At 44.4% G+C, this 20,681-nt stretch carries 15 protein-coding genes; 12 read left to right on the top strand and 3 right to left on the bottom strand.

Going from position 1 to position 20,681, the window contains the following annotated elements:
• Positions 1-107: 107 nt before the first annotated feature.
• A complete protein-coding gene (locus tag HED67_RS16285; protein WP_178437781.1) occupies positions 108-647 on the top strand; it encodes an RNA polymerase sigma factor in 540 nt (179 codons plus the stop codon).
• Positions 648-834: 187 nt separating this feature from the next.
• Here HED67_RS16285 and HED67_RS16280 read toward each other — a convergent pair whose 3' ends face one another.
• Positions 835-1,887 carry an LCP family protein gene (locus HED67_RS16280; RefSeq protein ID WP_221718905.1) on the bottom strand — a complete coding sequence of 351 codons (1,053 nt, stop codon included), beginning with the start codon at positions 1,885-1,887 and terminating at the stop codon, positions 835-837.
• Positions 1,888-2,144: 257 nt separating this feature from the next.
• Here HED67_RS16280 and HED67_RS16275 point away from each other — a divergent pair, with 257 nt between their 5' ends.
• From HED67_RS16275 to HED67_RS16255, 5 genes are all read left to right on the top strand, one after another.
• Positions 2,145-3,791, top strand: coding sequence for a S1C family serine protease (locus tag HED67_RS16275; protein WP_221718904.1), 1,647 nt, complete (start codon positions 2,145-2,147; stop codon positions 3,789-3,791).
• A 210-nt stretch (positions 3,792-4,001) separates the two neighbouring features.
• Entirely contained in the window at positions 4,002-5,429 is a 1,428-nt protein-coding gene (clpX, locus tag HED67_RS16270; RefSeq protein ID WP_178437775.1) for an ATP-dependent Clp protease ATP-binding subunit ClpX, read from the top strand.
• Between the two features lie 74 nt (positions 5,430-5,503).
• A complete protein-coding gene (locus HED67_RS16265; RefSeq protein ID WP_221718903.1) occupies positions 5,504-7,225 on the top strand; it encodes a S8 family peptidase in 1,722 nt (573 codons plus the stop codon).
• Positions 7,226-7,318: 93 nt separating this feature from the next.
• Positions 7,319-7,897: a zinc ribbon domain-containing protein gene (locus HED67_RS16260; RefSeq protein ID WP_221718902.1), complete on the top strand. Its 579-nt coding sequence runs from the start codon at positions 7,319-7,321 to the stop codon at positions 7,895-7,897.
• Positions 7,885-8,862: a polysaccharide deacetylase family protein gene (locus HED67_RS16255; RefSeq protein WP_221718901.1), complete on the top strand. Its 978-nt coding sequence runs from the start codon at positions 7,885-7,887 to the stop codon at positions 8,860-8,862. Before HED67_RS16260 ends, HED67_RS16255 begins: the two co-directional genes overlap by 13 nt.
• A gap of 113 nt (positions 8,863-8,975) precedes the next feature.
• Here the strand turns inward: HED67_RS16255 and HED67_RS16250 are convergent, their stop codons facing one another.
• Positions 8,976-10,568 (bottom strand): peptide chain release factor 3, encoded by a 1,593-nt coding sequence (locus HED67_RS16250; protein WP_221718900.1) that lies wholly within the window; start codon positions 10,566-10,568, stop codon positions 8,976-8,978.
• Positions 10,569-10,785: 217 nt separating this feature from the next.
• Here HED67_RS16250 and HED67_RS16245 point away from each other — a divergent pair, with 217 nt between their 5' ends.
• From HED67_RS16245 to HED67_RS16225, 5 genes are all read left to right on the top strand, one after another.
• Complete coding sequence (locus HED67_RS16245) at positions 10,786-11,658, top strand: DegV family protein (protein WP_221718899.1); 873 nt, start codon at positions 10,786-10,788, stop codon at positions 11,656-11,658.
• A 2-nt stretch (positions 11,659-11,660) separates the two neighbouring features.
• Entirely contained in the window at positions 11,661-12,155 is a 495-nt protein-coding gene (locus HED67_RS16240; RefSeq protein WP_221718898.1) for a DNA-deoxyinosine glycosylase, read from the top strand.
• A 113-nt stretch (positions 12,156-12,268) separates the two neighbouring features.
• Positions 12,269-13,153, top strand: a complete 885-nt coding sequence (locus tag HED67_RS16235) for a DUF6612 family protein (RefSeq protein ID WP_221718897.1) — start codon at positions 12,269-12,271, stop codon at positions 13,151-13,153.
• A 255-nt stretch (positions 13,154-13,408) separates the two neighbouring features.
• Entirely contained in the window at positions 13,409-13,957 is a 549-nt protein-coding gene (gene spoVT / locus HED67_RS16230) for a stage V sporulation protein T (RefSeq protein WP_221718896.1), read from the top strand.
• Positions 13,958-14,075: 118 nt separating this feature from the next.
• Positions 14,076-15,065, top strand: a complete 990-nt coding sequence (locus HED67_RS16225; RefSeq protein WP_221718895.1) for a tRNA dihydrouridine synthase — start codon at positions 14,076-14,078, stop codon at positions 15,063-15,065.
• 42 nt (positions 15,066-15,107) lie between these two features.
• On the opposite strand, the gene HED67_RS16220 is transcribed toward HED67_RS16225, so the two are convergent.
• Positions 15,108-15,731, bottom strand: a complete 624-nt coding sequence (locus HED67_RS16220; RefSeq protein WP_221718894.1) for a helix-turn-helix transcriptional regulator — start codon at positions 15,729-15,731, stop codon at positions 15,108-15,110.
• Between the two features lie 402 nt (positions 15,732-16,133).
• Between HED67_RS16220 and gltB the strand changes: the two genes are divergently transcribed.
• Positions 16,134-20,672: a glutamate synthase large subunit gene (gene gltB / locus HED67_RS16215; protein WP_221718893.1), complete on the top strand. Its 4,539-nt coding sequence runs from the start codon at positions 16,134-16,136 to the stop codon at positions 20,670-20,672.
• The last annotated feature ends 9 nt before the right edge of the window (positions 20,673-20,681 follow it).

The following is a 20,681-nucleotide window of genomic DNA, read 5'->3' as shown; positions in this document are numbered from 1 at the left end:
ATTAAATCATAAAAATTAAAATTTTTTTCTTTTTTTTCATTGTTTATGTCACAATCCGTCGAAAAGAACAGTATATATAGTATAAGAGCTCTGCAGGAGGCGAAACCATGACGGATGATTCGGGGACTAGGTATGATCAAAAGAATGAAGAAAAATTTACATTGTTGTTTGAGATGTATGGGAAGGCAATGAGAAGAAAAGCCTATGCCATTCTGAGAGACAGAGATTGGGCGGAAGATGCTGTTCAGATAGCATTTGAGAAAGTTTACCGCCACATCAACAACATTGAGGATCCATATAGTCATCGTACAAAAAGCTATTTGATTACGATTGTATCACATGACTGTTATGAGATGCTCAAGAAGAATCAGAAGTATTATCTGATGGACGATTGCACAATGCAGGCTGATTTCGGAACGCGTATGGTTAAAAATGACAATTCATCAGACAATCTCTATTATGAATCTCTTGTTAAAGAGATTTATAAGATGCCGGAGATTTATGCTGATTTGTTGATTATGCATGCGGTGCACCACTATACATTGCAGGAAATCAGTGAGATGATGGAATTGAAACCGGCAACGGTCAGAAAAAGAATGCAGAGAGGAAGAGAGCTTCTCTGGAAAATCGTGTATGGGGACAAGTAAACATCCCAATAAAAAACAGACCTTTTTAGGTCTGTTTTTTATTGACGTGAGTAATGAGCCAAAGTCTGTACTTACACGAGAACTTGGCGTTGCTAAGCGCCACTGGCGCTTAGCAACGACCGAAACGGAGTGTAGAGGCTGCGATAACCTGAGAAACTCGCGGAGCGTGTTTCTCTAGTTGAAAATATTAATAACCGGCTTCGTTATAAAGCTCATTACTGATTTCGTTAACTGTAGAAGATGGTGAATACTCCTCGTTATTGAAAAGATATGCATGAAGTTCCTTGACATTCTGTTCAAGACCTTCTGCAAAGACATAGCTGAGATCCTGATAGGAACTGGTTGTCTTCTCAAACGGCCAGCCGCTCTGATCCACAATATTGTAGCTGAATATATCCTTAGCCAGTGAGATAAGATCTGTGCTGGACATATTAGTATAAACTTCAGGAAGAATCGTATCAATGACGTTCAGTAAAGTTCCGATGTTGGCTGTTTTGGCCTGTTCAAATACTTTGGATAAAACAATACGCTGACGCTCAGCACGTTTGAAGTCGCTGTCGATCTTTCGGATACGGGCATAAGCGGTTGCCTGTGTACCGTTGACATGCTGAGTTCCGGGACCGTCCAGATAAGGTGAATCTGAACCGGTAACTCGATTCTGTTCTTTGATCAGAGGGTTGATCAGACTGAATTCTGCATCGCTGATATCAAGATCAATACCGCCGATGGCATCGATAATCTTGGCAAGTACGCCAAAATCAACAGTTGCAAATTCAGTGATATCCAAGTCAAGATTGGTGTTCAGCATACTCATTGCCAGTTCGGCACCGCCGTAGGCATAAGCATGGGTGGCCTTGGTGAAGCCATATCCGGGTACTTTCAGACATGTGTCTCGATAGATGCTGGTAATCTTCACATCCTTTGTTTCCTGATTAATACTGATTACCATGATACTGTCAGAACGTGCACCGGTCTGAAGTGAACCGTCACGGGAGTCAACACCGAAAAAGGCAATGTTGCGGTAGCCCTTTAAAGCTTTCTGAGTTGTGACGTCTACGTCGTTGTTGATGACGATATTAGCCTTGTTGACTTCATCTGCTGTTGCAGTTTTGACAAGAGAGAGCTTGGCATAAACAAACACAACAGGAATCAGGATCAGAATCAGAATCAGTTCAACGGCAAAAATAATGCCCCAACGCTTGGCTTTGGATGACTTCCTTTTCTTTCTTCGTTTACTCATTGTAGAAATCCTCACTTTGTAATCGTTATGTACTTTCGATTGGTTAAAATAAATCTGTATTTATTTTGTAAATTGTATGGCTTAAAAAGCATAAACAATCTTAATAATACTCTAAAAATGCTGATATGACAAGCTTTTTCTCTATATCTAAATAAATCTTATAACATAAATTTTTCATTTTTGGTTCACAATCTTAACACAATTAGGTGTTAGTATTAAGCCATAAAAAGAAATTAAGACGAAAGGGGTTTTCTATTATGGCATTTGATGATCAGGATAGAGTTAATCATACAGATACAGAGAATCGTTCAGAAGAACATACGACAGTGGAAGGAACACAGCAGAAGAATGAGGAAGCAGAGTCTTCGGGGTTATACAGAATGACAAGAGAGGATCTTAAAAATTCTACACTGTATACAGAGCCGGTCCACAGCAGCACGACAGCTTCAGAAAACGTGGGTGAAACCGGACGTTCAGCCGGACATACAGGCAGCTCTTATGCAACAGGCAATGACTACAGTTATTATCATGCACCTCAGAACAGCAGCAACAGCGGTAATGGCGGTAATGGCGGCAACGGAGGATATAACGGAGGCGGAGCGGGTTCCCATGGCGGTCCGGAGAAGAAACATACACATAAGAAAGGCGGATTTGGTAAGACAGTGGCTAAGGCAGCTTGTCTGGGTGTTGTCTTCGGGCTGGCAGCATCAGCCGTTATGTTTGGTGTGAACAAGGCTACCGGTATATCTTCATCAGCCAATAACAGCAGTACAGCAGCTTATAATGTCAATATAGTGAAGACATCTGCAGCTGGTGTGGAAACAACAGATTCAAAGGATGTATCAGATATTGTGTCTAATGTTATGCCGGGAATTGTTGCAGTGAATACAACGGTTGAATCGACTTCAACAGACTGGTTCGGCAGACAGTATACGCAGGAATCCAAGGGTGCCGGTTCCGGTATGATCATCAGTGAAGAGAATAATACTTTATATGTGATGACCAATTATCATGTTGTTGAAGGTGCCAAAGAAGTATCTGTTCAGTTTAATGATGGCAATTCAGCAACAGCAACCGTTAAGGGATATGATGAAGACAAAGATGTCGCAGTATTGACAATTGATATGTCTCAGTTATCAGAAGATACAAAGAATGCCATTGCAGTGATGGTAATGGGTGATTCAGATCAGCTGAAAGCCGGAGAAAGTGCCATTGCCATTGGTAATGCATTGGGTTATGGACAGTCTGTAACAACCGGTGTCATCAGTGCGGTCAGCAGAGAAGTATCATTAACAGATAAGACAATGACACTGGTTCAGACAAGTGCAGCAATCAACCCAGGCAACAGCGGCGGCGCATTATTGAACGGCAAAGGTGAAGTCATTGGTATGAATACTGTAAAGTATTCCGATACATCTGTTGAAGGTATGGGCTATGCAATTCCTATCAATACAGCTTTGGAGACAGCAAAGGGTATCATTGATGGTACAATCGTTGCAAAGACAGATGAGACAACGGCATTCCTTGGTATTACAGGCGGTACATTGGATGAGGATACAGCTTCTGCTTATAACGCACCGGCCGGTATCTATGTCAGCAATGTAGCATCCGGTTCAGCGGCACAGCGTGCAGGTTTGCAGGCAGGATGCATCATTACAGGCTTCAATGGTGAAGACGTTTCAACAATGGAAGATCTGCAGAAACTGATCCAGAATTGTGCACCTGGTGACAGTGTAACAATTACAGCACAGTTCCCGGACAGTAACGGCAATTATTCAGAACAGACACTGACAACGATTATGGGTTCAAAGGCTGATGCAGAAGACAGCAGCCAGAGCACACAGCAGAACGGGCAGAATCAGCAGAATGGCCAGTATGGTCAGGGTCAGCAGTATGGTCAGTAATTAATAAAATGATCAATATAAGAATAAAATAAATAAATGAAAGCTGCGCAGAATGTATAATTGCATTCTGTGCGGCTTTTTGGCATGGAAAAAAGAAAATGATGACTGAAATAGCGTCTATTTAATCGACAAAATTAAGAAAAATGTAAATTGAACGCTGGCATAGATTAGGCTATAATAGATGTTAATACAGGAGGATGATCAAATTTCATGAGTGATTACAATAAAGATGATATAAAGAACACAGAAGATGAACCAAAATACGAGGATGTCTGCTATATGTGCCGACGTCCTGAGAGTAAGACAGGACGTATGCTGCATATTCCGAATATGAACAATATGTGTATCTGTATTGACTGCATGGAACGCAGTTTCAGAGTAATGGATGGCAGCAACTATGCGGATCTGATGCAGGGAATGAATATTCAGGATCTTTTTCCCGGCGGTATGAATATGGATGACATGATGAATGTCCAGAACCAGATTCCAAAGAGGCAGAAATTGAAGAAGAAGGCCAAAGACGATGAGAAGGTGCAGCCTGAATTTGATATTAAGAATATTCCGGCACCTCATATCCTGAAAGCAAAACTGGATGAGTATGTGATCGGGCAGGATCGGGCGAAGAAAGCTATTGCTGTTGCTGTTTATAATCACTATAAGCGTGTGGCAACCAATACGATGGATGATATAGAAATTGAGAAGTCCAACATTCTCATGATCGGCCCAACAGGATGCGGCAAGACATATCTGGTCAAGACACTGGCAAGACTCCTGGATGTGCCGCTGGCCATTACAGATGCCACATCACTGACAGAAGCCGGATATATCGGCGATGATATTGAAAGTGTTGTATCGAAGCTTCTGGCAGCTGCTGACAATGATACAGAACGCGCAGAGCGCGGCATTATTTTTATTGACGAGATTGACAAGATTGCCAAGAAGAAGAACACTACGGCCAGGGATGTCAGCGGTGAATCTGTACAGCAGGGACTCTTGAAGCTGTTGGAAGGCAGTGAGGTGGAGGTACCTGTAGGCGCTACAAGCAAGAATGCCATGGTACCCCTTGTAACCATTGATACAAGGAATATATTATTTATCTGCGGCGGTGCATTTCCGGATCTTGAGAATATTGTCAAAGAGCGTCTGACAAGTCATAGTTCCATTGGGTTCAGTGCTGAGCTGAAAGATAAGTACGATCAGGACAGGAATATTGTCAGCAAAGTGACCATTGATGACCTCAGAGCATTTGGCATGATCCCTGAATTTATCGGACGTCTGCCGATCACAGTGACTCTGGAAGGTTTGAACCGCGATATGATGGTACGAATTTTGAAGGAGCCGAAGAATGCAATCCTCAGACAGTATCAGAAACTGCTGGCACTGGATGAGGTAGACCTGAGATTTGATGATGAGGCCCTTGGTGTGATCGCAGATAAGGCCATCGCCAAGAAAACCGGAGCCAGAGCACTTCGTTCCATTATCGAAGAATTTATGCTGGATATCATGTACGAGATTCCGAAGGATGACAACATCGGTACTGTTACAATCACCAAGGCTTATATTGAAGGCAAAGGCAGTCCGATGATCACCATGCGCGGAACACCGGCGCTTCCGGATAGCCCGTTGGCCAATAACTAGGAGAGGAACACCGCTGGTCATAATCGTGAAGGAACATGCATATAGTCTGATAAAACAAGCAGGTGGGAAATGTTATGCCGGAAGATCAGGATACTGTGTTTTGTGAAGATGTGATCTACAGTGAAGATTACAGAGACTATATTAAAGAATATTTTCAGGATTTTTCCAGTATTATCCGTACATACCAACCGGTGTGTATTGAAGCTGTCGGAGGAAGGTATGCAGTGATGCACCTGGCAGGTGAGACTTCTATGCAGACGATTCTGGAAGATTATAATATCAGCATGATACCGGCACTGTATGGTTTGCTGGATACAGCTGGTCTGGAAGATACCGGTATTTTATATATGCACAGAAACCCTTATCTGAATCTGAGGGGATCCGGTGTGATGATCGGGATCATAGATACAGGGATAGATTATACACATCCGGCTTTTGTCTATGAAGACCGTTCAACGAAGATTTATGCTATATGGGATCAGACAGTCCGGGAGGGACAGAAGCCGGAAGGATTTTTGTACGGGACAGAGTATACAGAAGAACAGATCAATCAGGCACTGGCGTCGGAGGAAAAACTTGCGGTGATCCCTTCGGTGGATGAGAATGGTCATGGGACATTCCTGGCAGGTGTGGCAGCCGGAAGAGTCGCTGAAACGGAAGCATTTTCGGGAGCTGCTCCCAATGCCTCACTGTGCGTTGTGAAGTTAAAACCATGTAAGCAGTATCTGAGACAGTTCTATGGTTTGATGACGGGGGTACCGGCCTATCAGGAGAATGATATTATGGCGGGCATCAGCTATTGCGTCGGGAAAGCCCGTCAGGCAGAAATGCCTTTGATCATTTTGCTCGGGGTCGGAACCAGCAGCGGAGGACATACAGGACAGTCTTATTTGAGTCAGATGGTGAATGATGTGTCCGGGTTCAGCGGTGTCTGTGTTGTCACAGCGGCCGGCAATGAGGCCAATACAAGGCATCATTTTGCAGGTATACTTCCGCAGGGGCAGGACCGTGCAGAAGCGGAGATCAGAGTGGATGAGAAGGAGAAATCTTTTTCCCTGGAGCTGTGGGCGCAGTATCCGGATATTTATAACATTGGCATTGAATCTCCGGCTGGTGAGCGGATCGATCGTGTGACTCCGGCTGGCGGGAAAAGTCAGACAATTCGTCTGATATTTGATCAGACAGAAATATTCGTATACAATCAGCAGGTTGAGTCTCAGTCAGGACAACAGGTGATTTTTCTGAGATTTCGTGCGCCGACAGCGGGTATATGGAAAGTATATATATACGGTGCAGCGGCTGTGAACAGGCGCTTCCATATATGGCTGCCTATGCAACAGTTTATTTCAGAGGGAACGTATTTCCTGAGATCGGATCCGGATGTGACACTTTCGGATGCAGCCTGTGCGGATGACGGTATTTCCGTGGGTGCCTTCAATAATGTGAACAATAGTCTGTATGCCGCATCAGGCAGAGGATTTACGGTTGACAGCCGTATCAAACCGGATCTTGTGGCTCCGGGGGTCAATTTGTCTGGACCGGTTCCCGGTGGGAGATACGGCATACGGACAGGTACAAGTGTATCAGCGGCTCTGGCAGCAGGAGCAGCCGCTATGTTGATGGAATGGGGCCTTTTAAAGGGCAATGACCTGCAGTTGAACAGTCATAAGATGATCAAATATCTGACACTTGGGGCCATGCGCAGCGAAGATATGGTTTACCCGGATAAAGCATGGGGATATGGTCGGCTGAATCTTCTGAAAACTTTTCATGAACTGGTGACAGGACGCAGATAAAGGGTTATAATAAGAAATGAAGACAAAAAGTTTTCGACTATATAGAGTGATAGTTGGGAATAGTATACATAATTTATACAGGAGGGCAAAATTATGGCATTTTTTGATGAACTTAAGAAAAATTTATCAGGCGTAACAGACACAGTAGCAAAAACTTCAGAAAGTGTAATGAAGAAATCAAGTACTGCCATTGAGATTCAGAAGGCAAAATTGAAGAAAGTTTCTTTGGAAGGGGATATGAAATCTTTATATGAATCTCTGGGACAATTATATTTTGAAAAGTATGCAGATGGTGATATGCCAAAAGAAATGGCAGAACTTTGTGAGAAGATTACATCCTGCCAGCATGCAATCAACGAAGCTGAACAGAGAGCCGCTCTCTTAAAAGGTGTTGTCATCTGTTCTAACTGCCAGGCGGAAGTAGATAAGGATGCATCCTATTGCCCGAAATGCGGTGCAGAGATTATCCATGTGGTTGAGGAGGATGAAGATGACAGCGTAGATGCTGAAGATGAGAATGAAGAAAGTGCAGATGAAGCATCTGATACAGCAGCTGAGGAACCGGAAGCAGCTGAGGATGCCGGGGAATCAGAAGAAGAATCTGCATCGGATGCTGCAGCTGAAGAAACTCATAAAGAAGAGGGAGAAACTTCAGACGAATGCACAGAATAAATGAAACAAATGATGAAGACAGCTGTTTTGTAAATCACAGCAATAAGAAGGAGAAGAATATGAAAGGGCTGAAAAGGCTGGCAGGCGTTCTCGGAGTGATCGTCCTGTTGTGCGGTATGCTGACGGGATGTTCAGGTAAGAAATTATACTCCGAAGAAGAATTAACACAGATCCATGATGTGATCGGTACAGTTGAGCAGATGACAAAGGAGTTTCAAAATGTTATCACCGACAGCCTGCCGACTTTATTAGGCGATATGTCTTCATCCAGTGATGAGCTGATGGATTTTATTTCCACCAGAAAATATGACCCAAACAAGAAGATCATTGCATTAACCTTTGATGATGGTCCGAGTACAGATGAGACAAATGGTACCAGTGATCTGTTGGATCTTCTTGAACAGTATGACAGCAAAGCAACATTTTTTTGCTTGGGCAACAGACTCAATGATGAATCTGCGCCTTTGCTGAAAAGAATGGTTGAACTTGGCTGTGAGATCGGCAATCATAGTTATGACCATACACAGCTGACAAGATTGGATGCACAGGGCGTTCGTGATCAGATAGATAAGACGAATGAACTGATCAAGCAGTACTCCGGCAAGGCCTGCCGTTTGGTCAGACCGCCGTATGGTGATGCAAACAATGATATTGTACCGGCCAATGTATCACAGCCTTTTATTATGTGGGATGTGGATACATTAGATTGGAAGAATAAGAATACAGCCAGTGTCATTTCACTTGTGGAAAAGTATAAGGAGCAGGACTGGGATGGCGCTGTTATACTGATGCATGATATCCATTCGACAACAATTGAAGCCTGTAAGACAATAATACCTGAACTGGTGAATGACGGATATCAGTTGGTTACGATATCAGAGTTGGCTTACCTGAAGGGTGTTAAACTGGAGCCAGGCAAGAGCTACTGGGGCATTGCAGAAAAATCAACAGTAACAGACTATTAGCAGAGCGAGTTCAATCTGCATAATTAAGAAAGAGACCGCTATATAAAAAGTGAAAGCTCCCTGAAAACGTTTCGTGCGGGTGCACGTTGTTTTCAGGGAGCTTTCACTTTTTATCACCAGCGGCCGAACTCGGAAAGTTCAAGACCTTTATTCTTATCTAATACAGACTGTACTGCCCATTCATGAACAAAGAGCAGCAGTGGGTTGCCTTTCAGATCCTTGATGCGCTTCATATCGGATGTACCGATAATCTTATTCGTATCAAAGTCCTCTTTATTGGCAATCCAGCGGATGTATTCATGAGGCATTGTCTCAAGTCGGATCTCAACGCCGTATTCATTGAGCAGACGGTGCTTCAGAACGTCGAACTGAAGGACACCGACAACGCCCACGATGATCTCTTCCATACCGGTGTTATATTCCTGGAAGATCTGGATGGCACCTTCCTGGGCAATCTGGGAGATACCTTTGATGAACTGCTTACGCTTCATGGTATCTACCTGACGAACCTTGGCAAAATGCTCAGGTGCGAAAGTCGGAATACCTTCAAAGGCGAATTTCTTGCCGGGTGTACAGACGGTATCTCCGATGGAGAAAATACCCGGGTCAAAGACACCGATGATATCCCCGGCATAGGCTTCGCTGATAACCTTACGTTCCTGAGCCATCAGCTGCTGCGGCTGGGAAAGACGGAGCTTCTTCTTGCCCTGCACATGATAAACTTCCTTGTCAGCGTCAAACTTGCCGGAACAGATACGCATGAAAGCAATTCGGTCGCGGTGTGCCTTGTTCATATTGGCCTGGATCTTGAATACAAAAGCTGAGAAGTCCGGGCTGAAGGTATCGATGAGACCGGAGTCAGACATTCTCGGCAACGGAGAGCTTGTCATCTCCAGAAAGTAATTCAGGAAAAGCTCAATACCGAAGTTATTCAGGGCAGAACCGAAGAAGACAGGAGAGAGCTGACCTTTGGAGACAAGATCCATATCCAGTTCATCGCTGGCACCATCTAAAAGTTCAATATCATCTACAAGTCTTTCATAAAGTTCGGATCCAAGTTCCTGCTCAAGTTCAGGAGAATCCATGGTCAGATCCCTGTCGGATGCAGCTTTCATACCGTTGTTATTCTCAGTGAAAGCATGGATATGATGTGTCTGACGGTCGTAGACACCCTTAAATTCCTTACCGCTGCCGATAGGCCAGTTGATCGGGCATGTATGGATACCGAGGACGGATTCGATATCTTCCATCAGGTCAAAAGGATCCTGGGCTTCACGGTCCAGCTTGTTAATAAATGTAAAAATCGGAATATGGCGCAGCACACAAACCTTGAAAAGCTTGATGGTCTGTGCCTCAACACCCTTGGAAGCATCAATGACCATGACAGCGGAGTCAGCGGCCATCAGTGTACGATAGGTATCTTCAGAGAAATCCTGATGTCCCGGTGTGTCCAGAATGTTGATACAATAATCTTTATAGTTAAACTGCATAACGGAAGAGGTAACAGAAATACCTCTTTCCTTCTCAATTTCCATCCAGTCGGAGACAGCATGCTTTGCTGTTTTCTTTCCCTTTACGGAGCCGGCCAGATTGATGGCACCGCCATAGAGCAGGAATTTCTCAGTCAATGTCGTCTTACCGGCATCGGGATGAGAAATAATTGCAAATGTACGGCGTCTTTCTATTTCCTTTTTAAAATCAGCCATTTTAAATCCTCCATTCAATCTCTGATATTTTAGCGTGAACAGGGCCACCTTGTCAAGAAAAAGGCGGATATCCTTGCAAAATAGCGATTTTTACGGTATATTAGACAAGTAAACTGCTTTTGATTTGGTCTGAGATTGAACTCTGGCCGGAATGGAAGCAATGCTGCGCAGACTTGCGTAAGTGTGTAAAAGGAATAAAAATAAGGAGGATTAGCCAATGGCAAAAATCGCTATTGTGACAGACAGTAACAGCGGCATCACCCAGGCAGAAGGAAAGCAGCTAGGTGTTTATGTATTACCGATGCCTTTTGATATAGATGGACAGCAGTATTTTGAGGATATTAATCTGACACAGGAACAATTTTATGAGAAGCTGACGGGAGATGCAGATGTATCCACATCACAGCCTTCACCGGATGCAGTCATGTCTCTGTGGGATGACCTTTTGAAGAATAAAGGGTATGATGAGATCGTCCACATTCCGATGTCAAGCGGGCTCAGCAGTTCCTGTGCTACAGCCATGATGCTGGCTCAAGACTATGACGGCAAGGTTCAGGTTGTGGACAACCAGAGAATTTCCGTGACCATGAAGCTTTCTGCACTGGATGCCATGAAGATGGCGGAAGACGGTTTTTCAGCAGCAGAGATCAAGCGGATACTGGAGGAGCAGAAGTTTAATTCCAGCATTTATATTATGGTAGATACATTGAAGTATCTGAAGAAAGGCGGACGTATCACACCGGCAGCAGCAGCCCTTGGTACATTGCTCAGACTGAAGCCGGTTCTGCAGATCCAGGGCGAGAAGCTGGATGCTTTTGCAAAGGCCAGAACCGTGAAGCAGGCCAAGAGAATTATGCTTGATGCGATTCACAAGGACATCGAGACACGTATGGGCGGCGAGGCGAATATGGATAATCTCCACATTGCAGCTGCTTATACACCGGGTGAAGGTGTTGAACAGTGGCTTGAAGAAATCCGCAGGGAATTCCCGGACAAGGAGATTATAGTAGATCCGCTTTCATTAAGTATATCCTGTCATATCGGACCGGGTGCTCTGGCTGTAACAGTGACAAAGAAGACGGAATATTAGAAATGCGTACATATACTCATGTGGTACATGATCTGACACCCGTTTATGATGAGCATTCGCGGATATTGATACTTGGATCGCTGCCTTCGGTGAAATCCCGGGGGCAGTTTTTTTATAATCATCCGCAGAATCGTTTCTGGAAAGTGCTGGCAGCGGTGACAGATCATGCGCCGTTAGAAAATGTGGAACAAAAGAAACAATTTTTGCTGGAACATCAGATTGCCCTGTGGGATGTGATTGCCAGTTGTGATATTATCGGCTCCAGCGACAGTAGTATAAAAAATGTTGTAGCCAATGATATCGGCAGGGTTCTCTCGATAGCACCAATCCGGCAGATATTTGTCAATGGCCAGACAGCGTTTAAACTCTATAAGAAATATGTTCTTCCGGAAACCGGAGTGATGCCGGTGTGTCTGCCTTCCACCAGTCCGGCCAATGCGGCCTGGAATATGGAGAAACTGACAGAGGCATGGCAGGTGATTGTTAGAGAATCGTAAGGCTTCCTCCGTTGTTTTCATGCATCAGGTATGTTATAATCTGAATATAAGATGCATGAAAATGGGGACAAGGACTGGGCTTTGGGGCACAGGGAGAAAGGAAAAGGGGAAGTATGAAGAAGCGATTCTTGGGCATGGTGACGGCAGGAATTTTGGCAGCAGTTATGTTGGCGGGCTGCGGAGCATCCGCATCAAAGGTAACTGCAGAATCTTTATTGCAGGAAGTCAAGAGTAAATGTGATGCAATGAAGTCTTTGGAGACACACACAACAGCGGAGATCACACTTGAGGCAGAAGCCCTTGGCGGAACCATGGATCTGACCATGGACATGACCATGCAGACAACCACAGAGCCGGTTGCTAACTACTTGAAGGAAAATATCAGTATTCCGAGGCTGGGTACAGCGATGGATATGGAGAATTACACAGTGGTCCAGGATGACCAGATTCTTTCTTATGCCGGTATGGCGGGCCAATGGATGGTGTCGAAGATGGCCTATGACAAGGATTCTGTAGAGAGAATCAATGCTGCAGCAGAAGATCTGCTTAAGAGCAAGAATTCTCTGAAGTTAGCAGACGAGACAGAAGATGTCAATGGAACAGAAGCTTACATCATTACAGGCAGTATTTCAGGTGAAGATGTGAAGAACCTGATGGGTTCCATGGAGCGCACCCTCGGCAATCTGACGGGGAATACAGATATGGATTTGGAAGATATTTCTGTTGATTTTACTTACGCCATCAGCAAGGCAGATAAGAATCCGTTGTATATGGATATGACTTTCAATGGAATGACAGCCGGCGAAGGCGATGAACAGGTGACATTCAGCAAGTTCAATATGAAGATGGAATATACAAACTTTGACACAGTGGATGCCATCACAGTTCCTCAGGATGTTGTTGATTCTGCAATCGATGTGACAGATTATCTGAATGATCTTCAGAATGAGACATCTACAGAAACAGAGACTCAGACTGAGAGTGAATCAGCAGCATAAATTGAATCTGAAGACTTGAAGAAGACTTTATATGATGAAAATAACCGGGCAGTTTAATCTGTCTGGTTATTTTTGCGTTTGCGTTTCAGATCATCTGTCCGATGAATAAATTTATTGACACTGCCACATACTACCTGTATAAGATGTGTGGGAATTCAGATGAAAATGATGTCTGTGCAGCAGACCGGAATTCCGTATCGGGACCCATGGGCGGGTCACGGATGAAAATAGACAGTAAACAGGAGGAATGGCATTATGAAGGCGACAGGAATTGTAAGACGTATCGATGATCTGGGGCGGGTGGTTGTGCCGAAAGAAATCAGAAGAACGCTGAGAATCCGGGAGGGCGACCCGTTGGAAATTTATACAGACAGGGAAGGCGGTATTATTCTCCGAAAATATTCACCGATCGGTGAATTGAGCCAGTTTTCAAAACAATATGCGGAAGCACTGGCTCAAAATACAGGATATATCGTCAGTATTACAGATAGAGATCAGCACATTGCTGTGGCTGGTGCAGGGAAAAAGGATCTGGCCAAGAAGGCGATCAGCCGGCAGATGGATACATTGATGAACCAGCGAGAAAGCCTGTTGGCTGTCAAAGGAGAACGGAAGTTTATTCCCATCACAGAGGATGGCGGAGAAAATTATACAGCACAGGTCATCTATCCGATTATCGCAGAGGGGGATGCCATTGGCACCGTTATTCTGACGACAAAGGATGACAAAGTACGGATGGGTGAGATGGAGATGAAACTGGCTGCTTCAGCTGCCAGCTTTCTCGGAAGACAGTTGGAACAATAAGACGGGCGGCGGGGTACAAGCGGCACAGGCAAAGTTGCAGAGAACATAATTTTCTTGATTTTAGCCTGTGCCATTGTTATAATCAGAAAAGAAATTTCTTGAACAGAGGAAAAAGGCAATGAGTGAGAACCAATTATATTTTGCACCCATGGAGGGGATTACAGGCAGCATTTACCGAAGAGCCCATCATCGGATATTCGGCGGTGTGGACAGATATTATGCACCGTTTATATTTACCAATCCAAAAGGAAAAATCAGCAAAAAGGATTTATTGGAAATTGCGCCGGAGTACAATGAGGGATGTTGGGTTGTTCCACAGCTTTTGTCAAATTGTGCAGAGGATTTTATAGCCACAGCCCATACATTAAAAAGGATGGGGTATGATGAAGTGAACCTGAATCTGGGGTGCCCATCGAGTACAGTGGCATCAAAGGGGCGCGGCTCAGGATTCCTTGGAGAAAAGGAGGCGCTGAAAGCTTTCTTGGCAGATATTTTTGAAAAAACAGATATGAAGATTTCTTTGAAGACAAGGATCGGGCTGAACCGTGCGGATGAGTTTGATGACATCCTTGACATTTATGAAGCCTTTCCGGTGGAAATGCTGATCGTGCATCCGAGAATCAGAATGGACTATTACAGCGGTAAGCCGGATATGGAAGCCTTTGAGAAAGCGAGTGCCAGGATGCCTTTTCCTGTTTGCTATAATGGGGATATATTTACAGCAGCAGCTTATGGATGTGTCAGTGAAAAATATTCAGATATCCGTCACTGGATGATGGGCCGGGGACTTTTGTCTAATCCGGCATTGTGCCGTGAAATTCGAGGCGGGGATTGTGCGTCCCGGGAAGAACTGGCGGATTATTATCATACAATGCGGGATGAATATGAAGTACGCCTGCAGGGAAATAAGAAAGTCGTTTTTCTGATGAAGGAATTCTGGCATTATATCAGCTGGATCCTTTCAGAGGAGGACCGACAGGAGATTGATGTGCTGATGCATCTGAGAGATGGGGCGGAATTCTTCAGGAAAGCGGAAGAAATTGCGTCAAACTGTACAGTAGTGAAAGGACAGGGGTTTCATTCTGAGATGGAAGTACATAAGTTTTAGGGTAAATGGCAGTATAATAAAAGGACGGTGGAAGCCGTCCTTTTATTTGTTGACATCAATATAGCTGTAAAGTGTATATTTGGAGATGCCGAAAAAGTTTGAAATTTTGTCTCCGGATTTTGTAATGAGAAATGCACCGGCATCATTCAGAAATTGAATGGCACGCACTTTATCATCCTTGGTCATCATGGCCACCGGTTTGCCGACCAGGGTAACAGACTGGCGAATCAGATCTTCCAACAGATCATTCACATTCTGAGGGATACTTTCAGGTTCCTTCTTATCATCCTCATTGGCAACCAGGGATTTCAGCGCCTGTTCAGCCAACAGCATGCTTGTAATATCGTAATTGATAGACAGAATACCGGTAATCTTCTGCTCGGTGTCATCATGAATATAGATTGTACTGGCGCCTGTTTTGGTCAGGTATGCCAGGTGATCTGGTGGAGTAGAACCCTGAGCTCCCATTGCTTTCATGGCTTCCAGAACAACGTGTGAAGGACCGTCTCCGACTGCACGATGCGTCACATGTCCGTTTTCAACAAGGACAACGGAATGCTCAATATCTGTAGATGTCAGGTCGTGGAGAACGACTTCGCAGTTATCACCAAACTGTTTGGCAAGCGCTTTTGCTAACTGCCTGAAAAATGGCAGATTGAGTGTCATAAAATTGTGTCTCCTTCCTGCAAATATGATTAAAATGAACATTAATATTATAATAATATATCAATTTTTGTTAAAAATTGCAAGGGATAAGACAAAAAAGTTTTTGGAAGCAACAATTTTTTTGTTATGTTGATTCAGCAGAAGGCGAGATGGAGAAGGAACAGTTTCACACAGAGATACAGGGAGAGACTATGCATGGTGTGGATGTATCGCTGCAAACCCTCAATTAAATAAAAATTGCTTGAGAGTTTATGGAAAAAGCTTGATATTGCCTATAAAATATGCTATCTTTTTTTCATAGCAAAGGGCAAAGGCGTCTACTACAGGCGTGTTTTGTCCTTTTTTTGTTACCATATTTTGGAAATGATAATTTTATACATAGAAGAAAGGTAGTGAGTGATAATGGAACAGCAGAAGAAACCGGCTTTATATGATCCGTCTTTTGAACATGATGCATGTGGTATCGGTGCAGTTGTGAATATTAAGGGTATCAAGACACATAAGACTGTTGAGGATGCACTGACCATCGTAGAAACACTGGAACATCGTGCAGGTAAGGATGCCGAGGGCAAGACCGGTGATGGTGTTGGTATTATGCTTCAGATTTCTCACAGATTTTTTAAGAAAGTGACTGAGGAACTGGGTTTTGATATTGGTGAAGAACGGGAATACGGTGTTGGTATGTTTTTCTTCCCGCATGATGAGCTGAGAAAGAATCAGGCCAAGAAGATGTTTGAGATCATTGTGGCAAAGGAAGGTCTTGAATTCCTCGGATGGCGTACAGTACCGACGAATCCATCCGTACTGGGACAGAAAGCATTGGACAAGATGCCATATATTATGCAGGGCTTTGTAAAGAAACCGGCAGATGTGGTCAAGGGCATTGATTTTGATCGTAAGCTGTACATTGCAAGACGTGTTTTTGAACAGAGTAATGATAATACCTATGTCTGTTCTTTATCCAGCCGTACTATTGTCTATAAAGGTATGTTCCTGGTAGGCGAGCTGAGAAAGTTCTTTGATGATCTTCAGGATGAGGATTATGAATCAGCCATTGCAACGGTACATTCACGTTTCAGTACGAATACGAATCCAAGCTGGATGCGTGCGCATCCAAACCGTTTGATTGTCCATAACGGCGAGATCAATACAATCCGTGGCAATGCAGATACCATGTTGGCCCGTGAGGAAACGATGTCTTCCGGTGTCCTGAAGGGTGAGATGCATAAGGTACTGCCGGTGATCAATTCTTCAGGTTCTGATTCCGCGATGCTGGATAATACGTTGGAATTTCTGATGATGAGCGGTATGCCGCTGCCGAAGGCTGTCATGATCACAATCCCTGAACCATGGGAGAATGACAAGAGCATGAGCCAGACAAAGAGAGATTTCTATCAGTACTATGCAACGATGCTGGAGCCATGGGATGGCCCTGCTTCTATCGTCTTTTCAGATGGTGATCTTCTTGGTGCGGTGCTTGACCGAAACGGTCTGCGTCCGTCCAGATATTATGTGACAGATGATGATTACATGATTCTGTCTTCAGAAGTTGGTGCACTGCCTGTACCGGAAGAACATATTGTTTTAAAGGATCGTCTGCGTCCGGGAAAGATGCTGCTGGTAGATACTGTTCAGGGCCGTTTGATCTCTGATGATGAGCTGAAGGAGACATATGCTCAGAGCCAGCCTTATGGTGAATGGGTGGATGCCAACCTTGTTAAGCTTGAAGATTTGAAGATCCCAAATGAACGTGTGCCGGAATATACAAGGGATGAGCGTATCAGACTGCAGAAGGCATTCGGCTATACATATGAAGAGTTAAAGGATACCATCCTTCCGATGGCCAAGAATGGTGCAGAGCCAATTGCTGCCATGGGTGTGGATACACCGCTTTCTGTTCTGAGCAATCAGCCGAAGCCACTGTTTTCTTATTTTAAACAGATGTTTGCACAGGTAACCAATCCGCCAATCGATGCTATCCGTGAGGAAATTGTGACATCTACAACGGTTTATATCGGACCGGACGGCAATCTTCTGGAAGAAGAAGCAGAAAACTGCAAGATGGTACAGATCCACAATCCGATTCTGACGAACACAGATCTGCTGAAGATCAAATCCATGAATATAGAAGGATTCAAAGTAGCGACAATTCCAATCACCTACTATGTCAATACACCCCTTGAACGTGCATTGGATCATCTGTTTGTGGAAGTAGACAGAGCTTACAGAGACGGTGTGAATATTCTGATCCTTTCCGACAGAGGCATCGATGAGAACCATGTGGCGATTCCTTCCCTGCTGGCTGTATCTGCCCTTGAGCATTATCTTGTCAGAACAAAGAAGAGAACAGCGGTTGCTGTGATCCTTGAGAGTGCAGAGCCAAGAGAAGTACATCATTTTGCAACGCTGCTGGGGTATGGTGCCTGCGCCATCAACCCATATCTGGCTCAGGAATCCATCAAAGAACTGATCGACCTGCATATGCTTGACAAGGATTATTATGCAGCTGTCAGTGATTACAATTCAGCGGTTCTTCACGGCATTGTCAAGATTGCTTCCAAAATGGGTATTTCAACGATCCAGTCTTATCAGGGCTCTCAGATCTTTGAAGCCATTGGTATCAGCAAAGAAGTCATTGATACATATTTTACGAATACAGTTAGCCGTATCGGCGGCATAACATTAAAAGACATTGAGCGCGCTATGAATACATGGCATATGCGTGCATTTGATCCGCTGGGGTTGGATGTGGATCTGTCTCTGGACAGCATCGGCGGTCATAAGATGCGAAGCGGCAAAGAGGAACATCTTTATAATGCGAGAACCATTCATTTGCTTCAGGAATCCACAAAACGCGGAGATTATGAGATGTTTAAAGAGTATTCTCATAATATTAATGAAGAAACACGCCTGATGAACCTGAGAGGTCTTCTGGAGTTCAAGTTTGACGAAGAAGGCGGTATTCCGATTGAAGAAGTAGAGAGTGTAGATGAGATTGTGAAGCGCTTCAAGACAGGTGCCATGTCCTATGGCTCCATTTCTCAGGAAGCTCATGAGACACTGGCTATTGCCATGAATATGATCCATGGCAAATCCAATTCCGGTGAAGGCGGCGAGAGTCTTGAACGTCTCACCATCGGACCGGATGGACTTAACCGGTGTTCTGCTATCAAACAGGTGGCTTCGGGTCGATTTGGTGTGACTTCCAGATACCTTGTCAGCGCCAACGAGATCCAGATTAAAATGGCTCAGGGTGCAAAACCGGGTGAAGGCGGTCATCTTCCGGGCGGAAAAGTTTATCCGTGGATTGCAAAGACAAGACTTTCCACACCGGGTGTGGCATTGATCTCACCACCGCCGCATCATGATATTTATTCCATCGAGGATCTGGCACAGCTGATCTACGATTTAAAGAATGCGAATCGTTCGGCAAGAATTTCTGTCAAACTGGTATCTGAAGCTGGTGTTGGTACTGTTGCAGCCGGTGTTGCCAAAGCAGGTGCACAGGTTATCCTGATTTCCGGTTATGACGGCGGTACAGGTGCAGCACCTCGAACATCTATCCACAATGCAGGTCTTCCATGGGAGATTGGTCTGGCAGAAACACATCAGACACTGATCATGAATGGTCTTCGTTCAAGAGTCCGTCTTGAAACGGACGGCAAGCTGATGACAGGCCGTGATGTAGCAATGGCAGCGATCCTTGGTGCAGAGGAATTTGGTTTTGCTACAGCACCCCTTGTGACAATGGGATGCGTCATGATGCGTGTATGTAATCTGGATACATGTCCGGTGGGTATTGCTACACAGAACCCTGAACTGCGCAAACGTTTCAGAGGCAAACCAGAATATGTGGTCAACTTTATGAAATTTGTTGCCCAGGAACTGCGTGAGATCATGGCAAAACTGGGTGTGCATAACCTGGATGAATTAGTGGGACGTTCTGATCTGATCAAAGTCAGAGAAGATGTGGATCCTCAGATTTACGGTAAATTGGATCTTTCAGCCATTGTTGAGAATCCGTATCTGCATGAAGAAAAACATCTGTTTATGCCGCAGGATGTCTATGATTTTGGTCTTCAGAAGACCATTGATGAGAAAGTCTTCCTGAAAGAATTTAAGTCTGCACTGGCAGGCAAGAAGAAAAAGAAGATTGAGATTAATGTACGCAATACAGACCGCACACTGGGTACAATTTTCGGTTCCGAGATCACCAAGAAGTATGGCGATACATTGCCGGAAGATCAGTACATTGTGAAGTGCAACGGCAGCGGCGGACAGAGCTTTGGTGCTTTCATCCCTAAGGGACTGACACTGGAACTGTGCGGCGACAGCAATGATTATTTCGGCAAAGGTCTTTCAGGGGGTAAACTGGTGCTTTATCCACCAAAGAATATCAAGTTTGAGTCCAATGAAAATATCATCGTCGGTAATGTTGCCCTTTACGGTGCCACAAGCGGCAAGGCTTATATCAGCGGTGTGGCAGGCGAACGTTTCTGCGTTCGTAATTCAGGTGCTACAGCGGTTGTTGAAGGCGTCGGTGACCATGGCTGTGAATATATGACAGGCGGCCGTGTGGTTGTTCTCGGACGCACAGGCAAGAATTTTGCAGCCGGTATGAGCGGCGGTATTGCCTATGTTCTGGATGAAAACAGAGATTTATATAAACGTGTCAATAAAGAATTAGTTTCCATTGATACGGTGACATCCAAATATGACGTTATGGAGCTGAGAGATATGATCCAGGCGCATGTGGATAATACAGGCTCTGCCATCGGTAAAGAGATTCTTGACAACTTCTCTGAATATTTGCCGAAGTTCAAGAAGATTATTCCGCATGATTACAGCCATATGCAGACAGCCATTGTCCATATGGAAGAAAAAGGTCTGACATTTGACCAGGCACAGATTGAAGCATTTTACGCAAGCAAGAGAGGATAGGAGGGGATA

It is taken from the genome of Pseudocoprococcus catus (assembly GCF_019734885.1).
Taxonomy (GTDB): Bacteria; Bacillota; Clostridia; order Lachnospirales; family Lachnospiraceae; genus Coprococcus_A; species Coprococcus_A catus.
The sequence above is the reverse complement of the archived record's forward strand: the minus strand, read 5'-3'. Positions and strand labels throughout refer to the sequence as shown.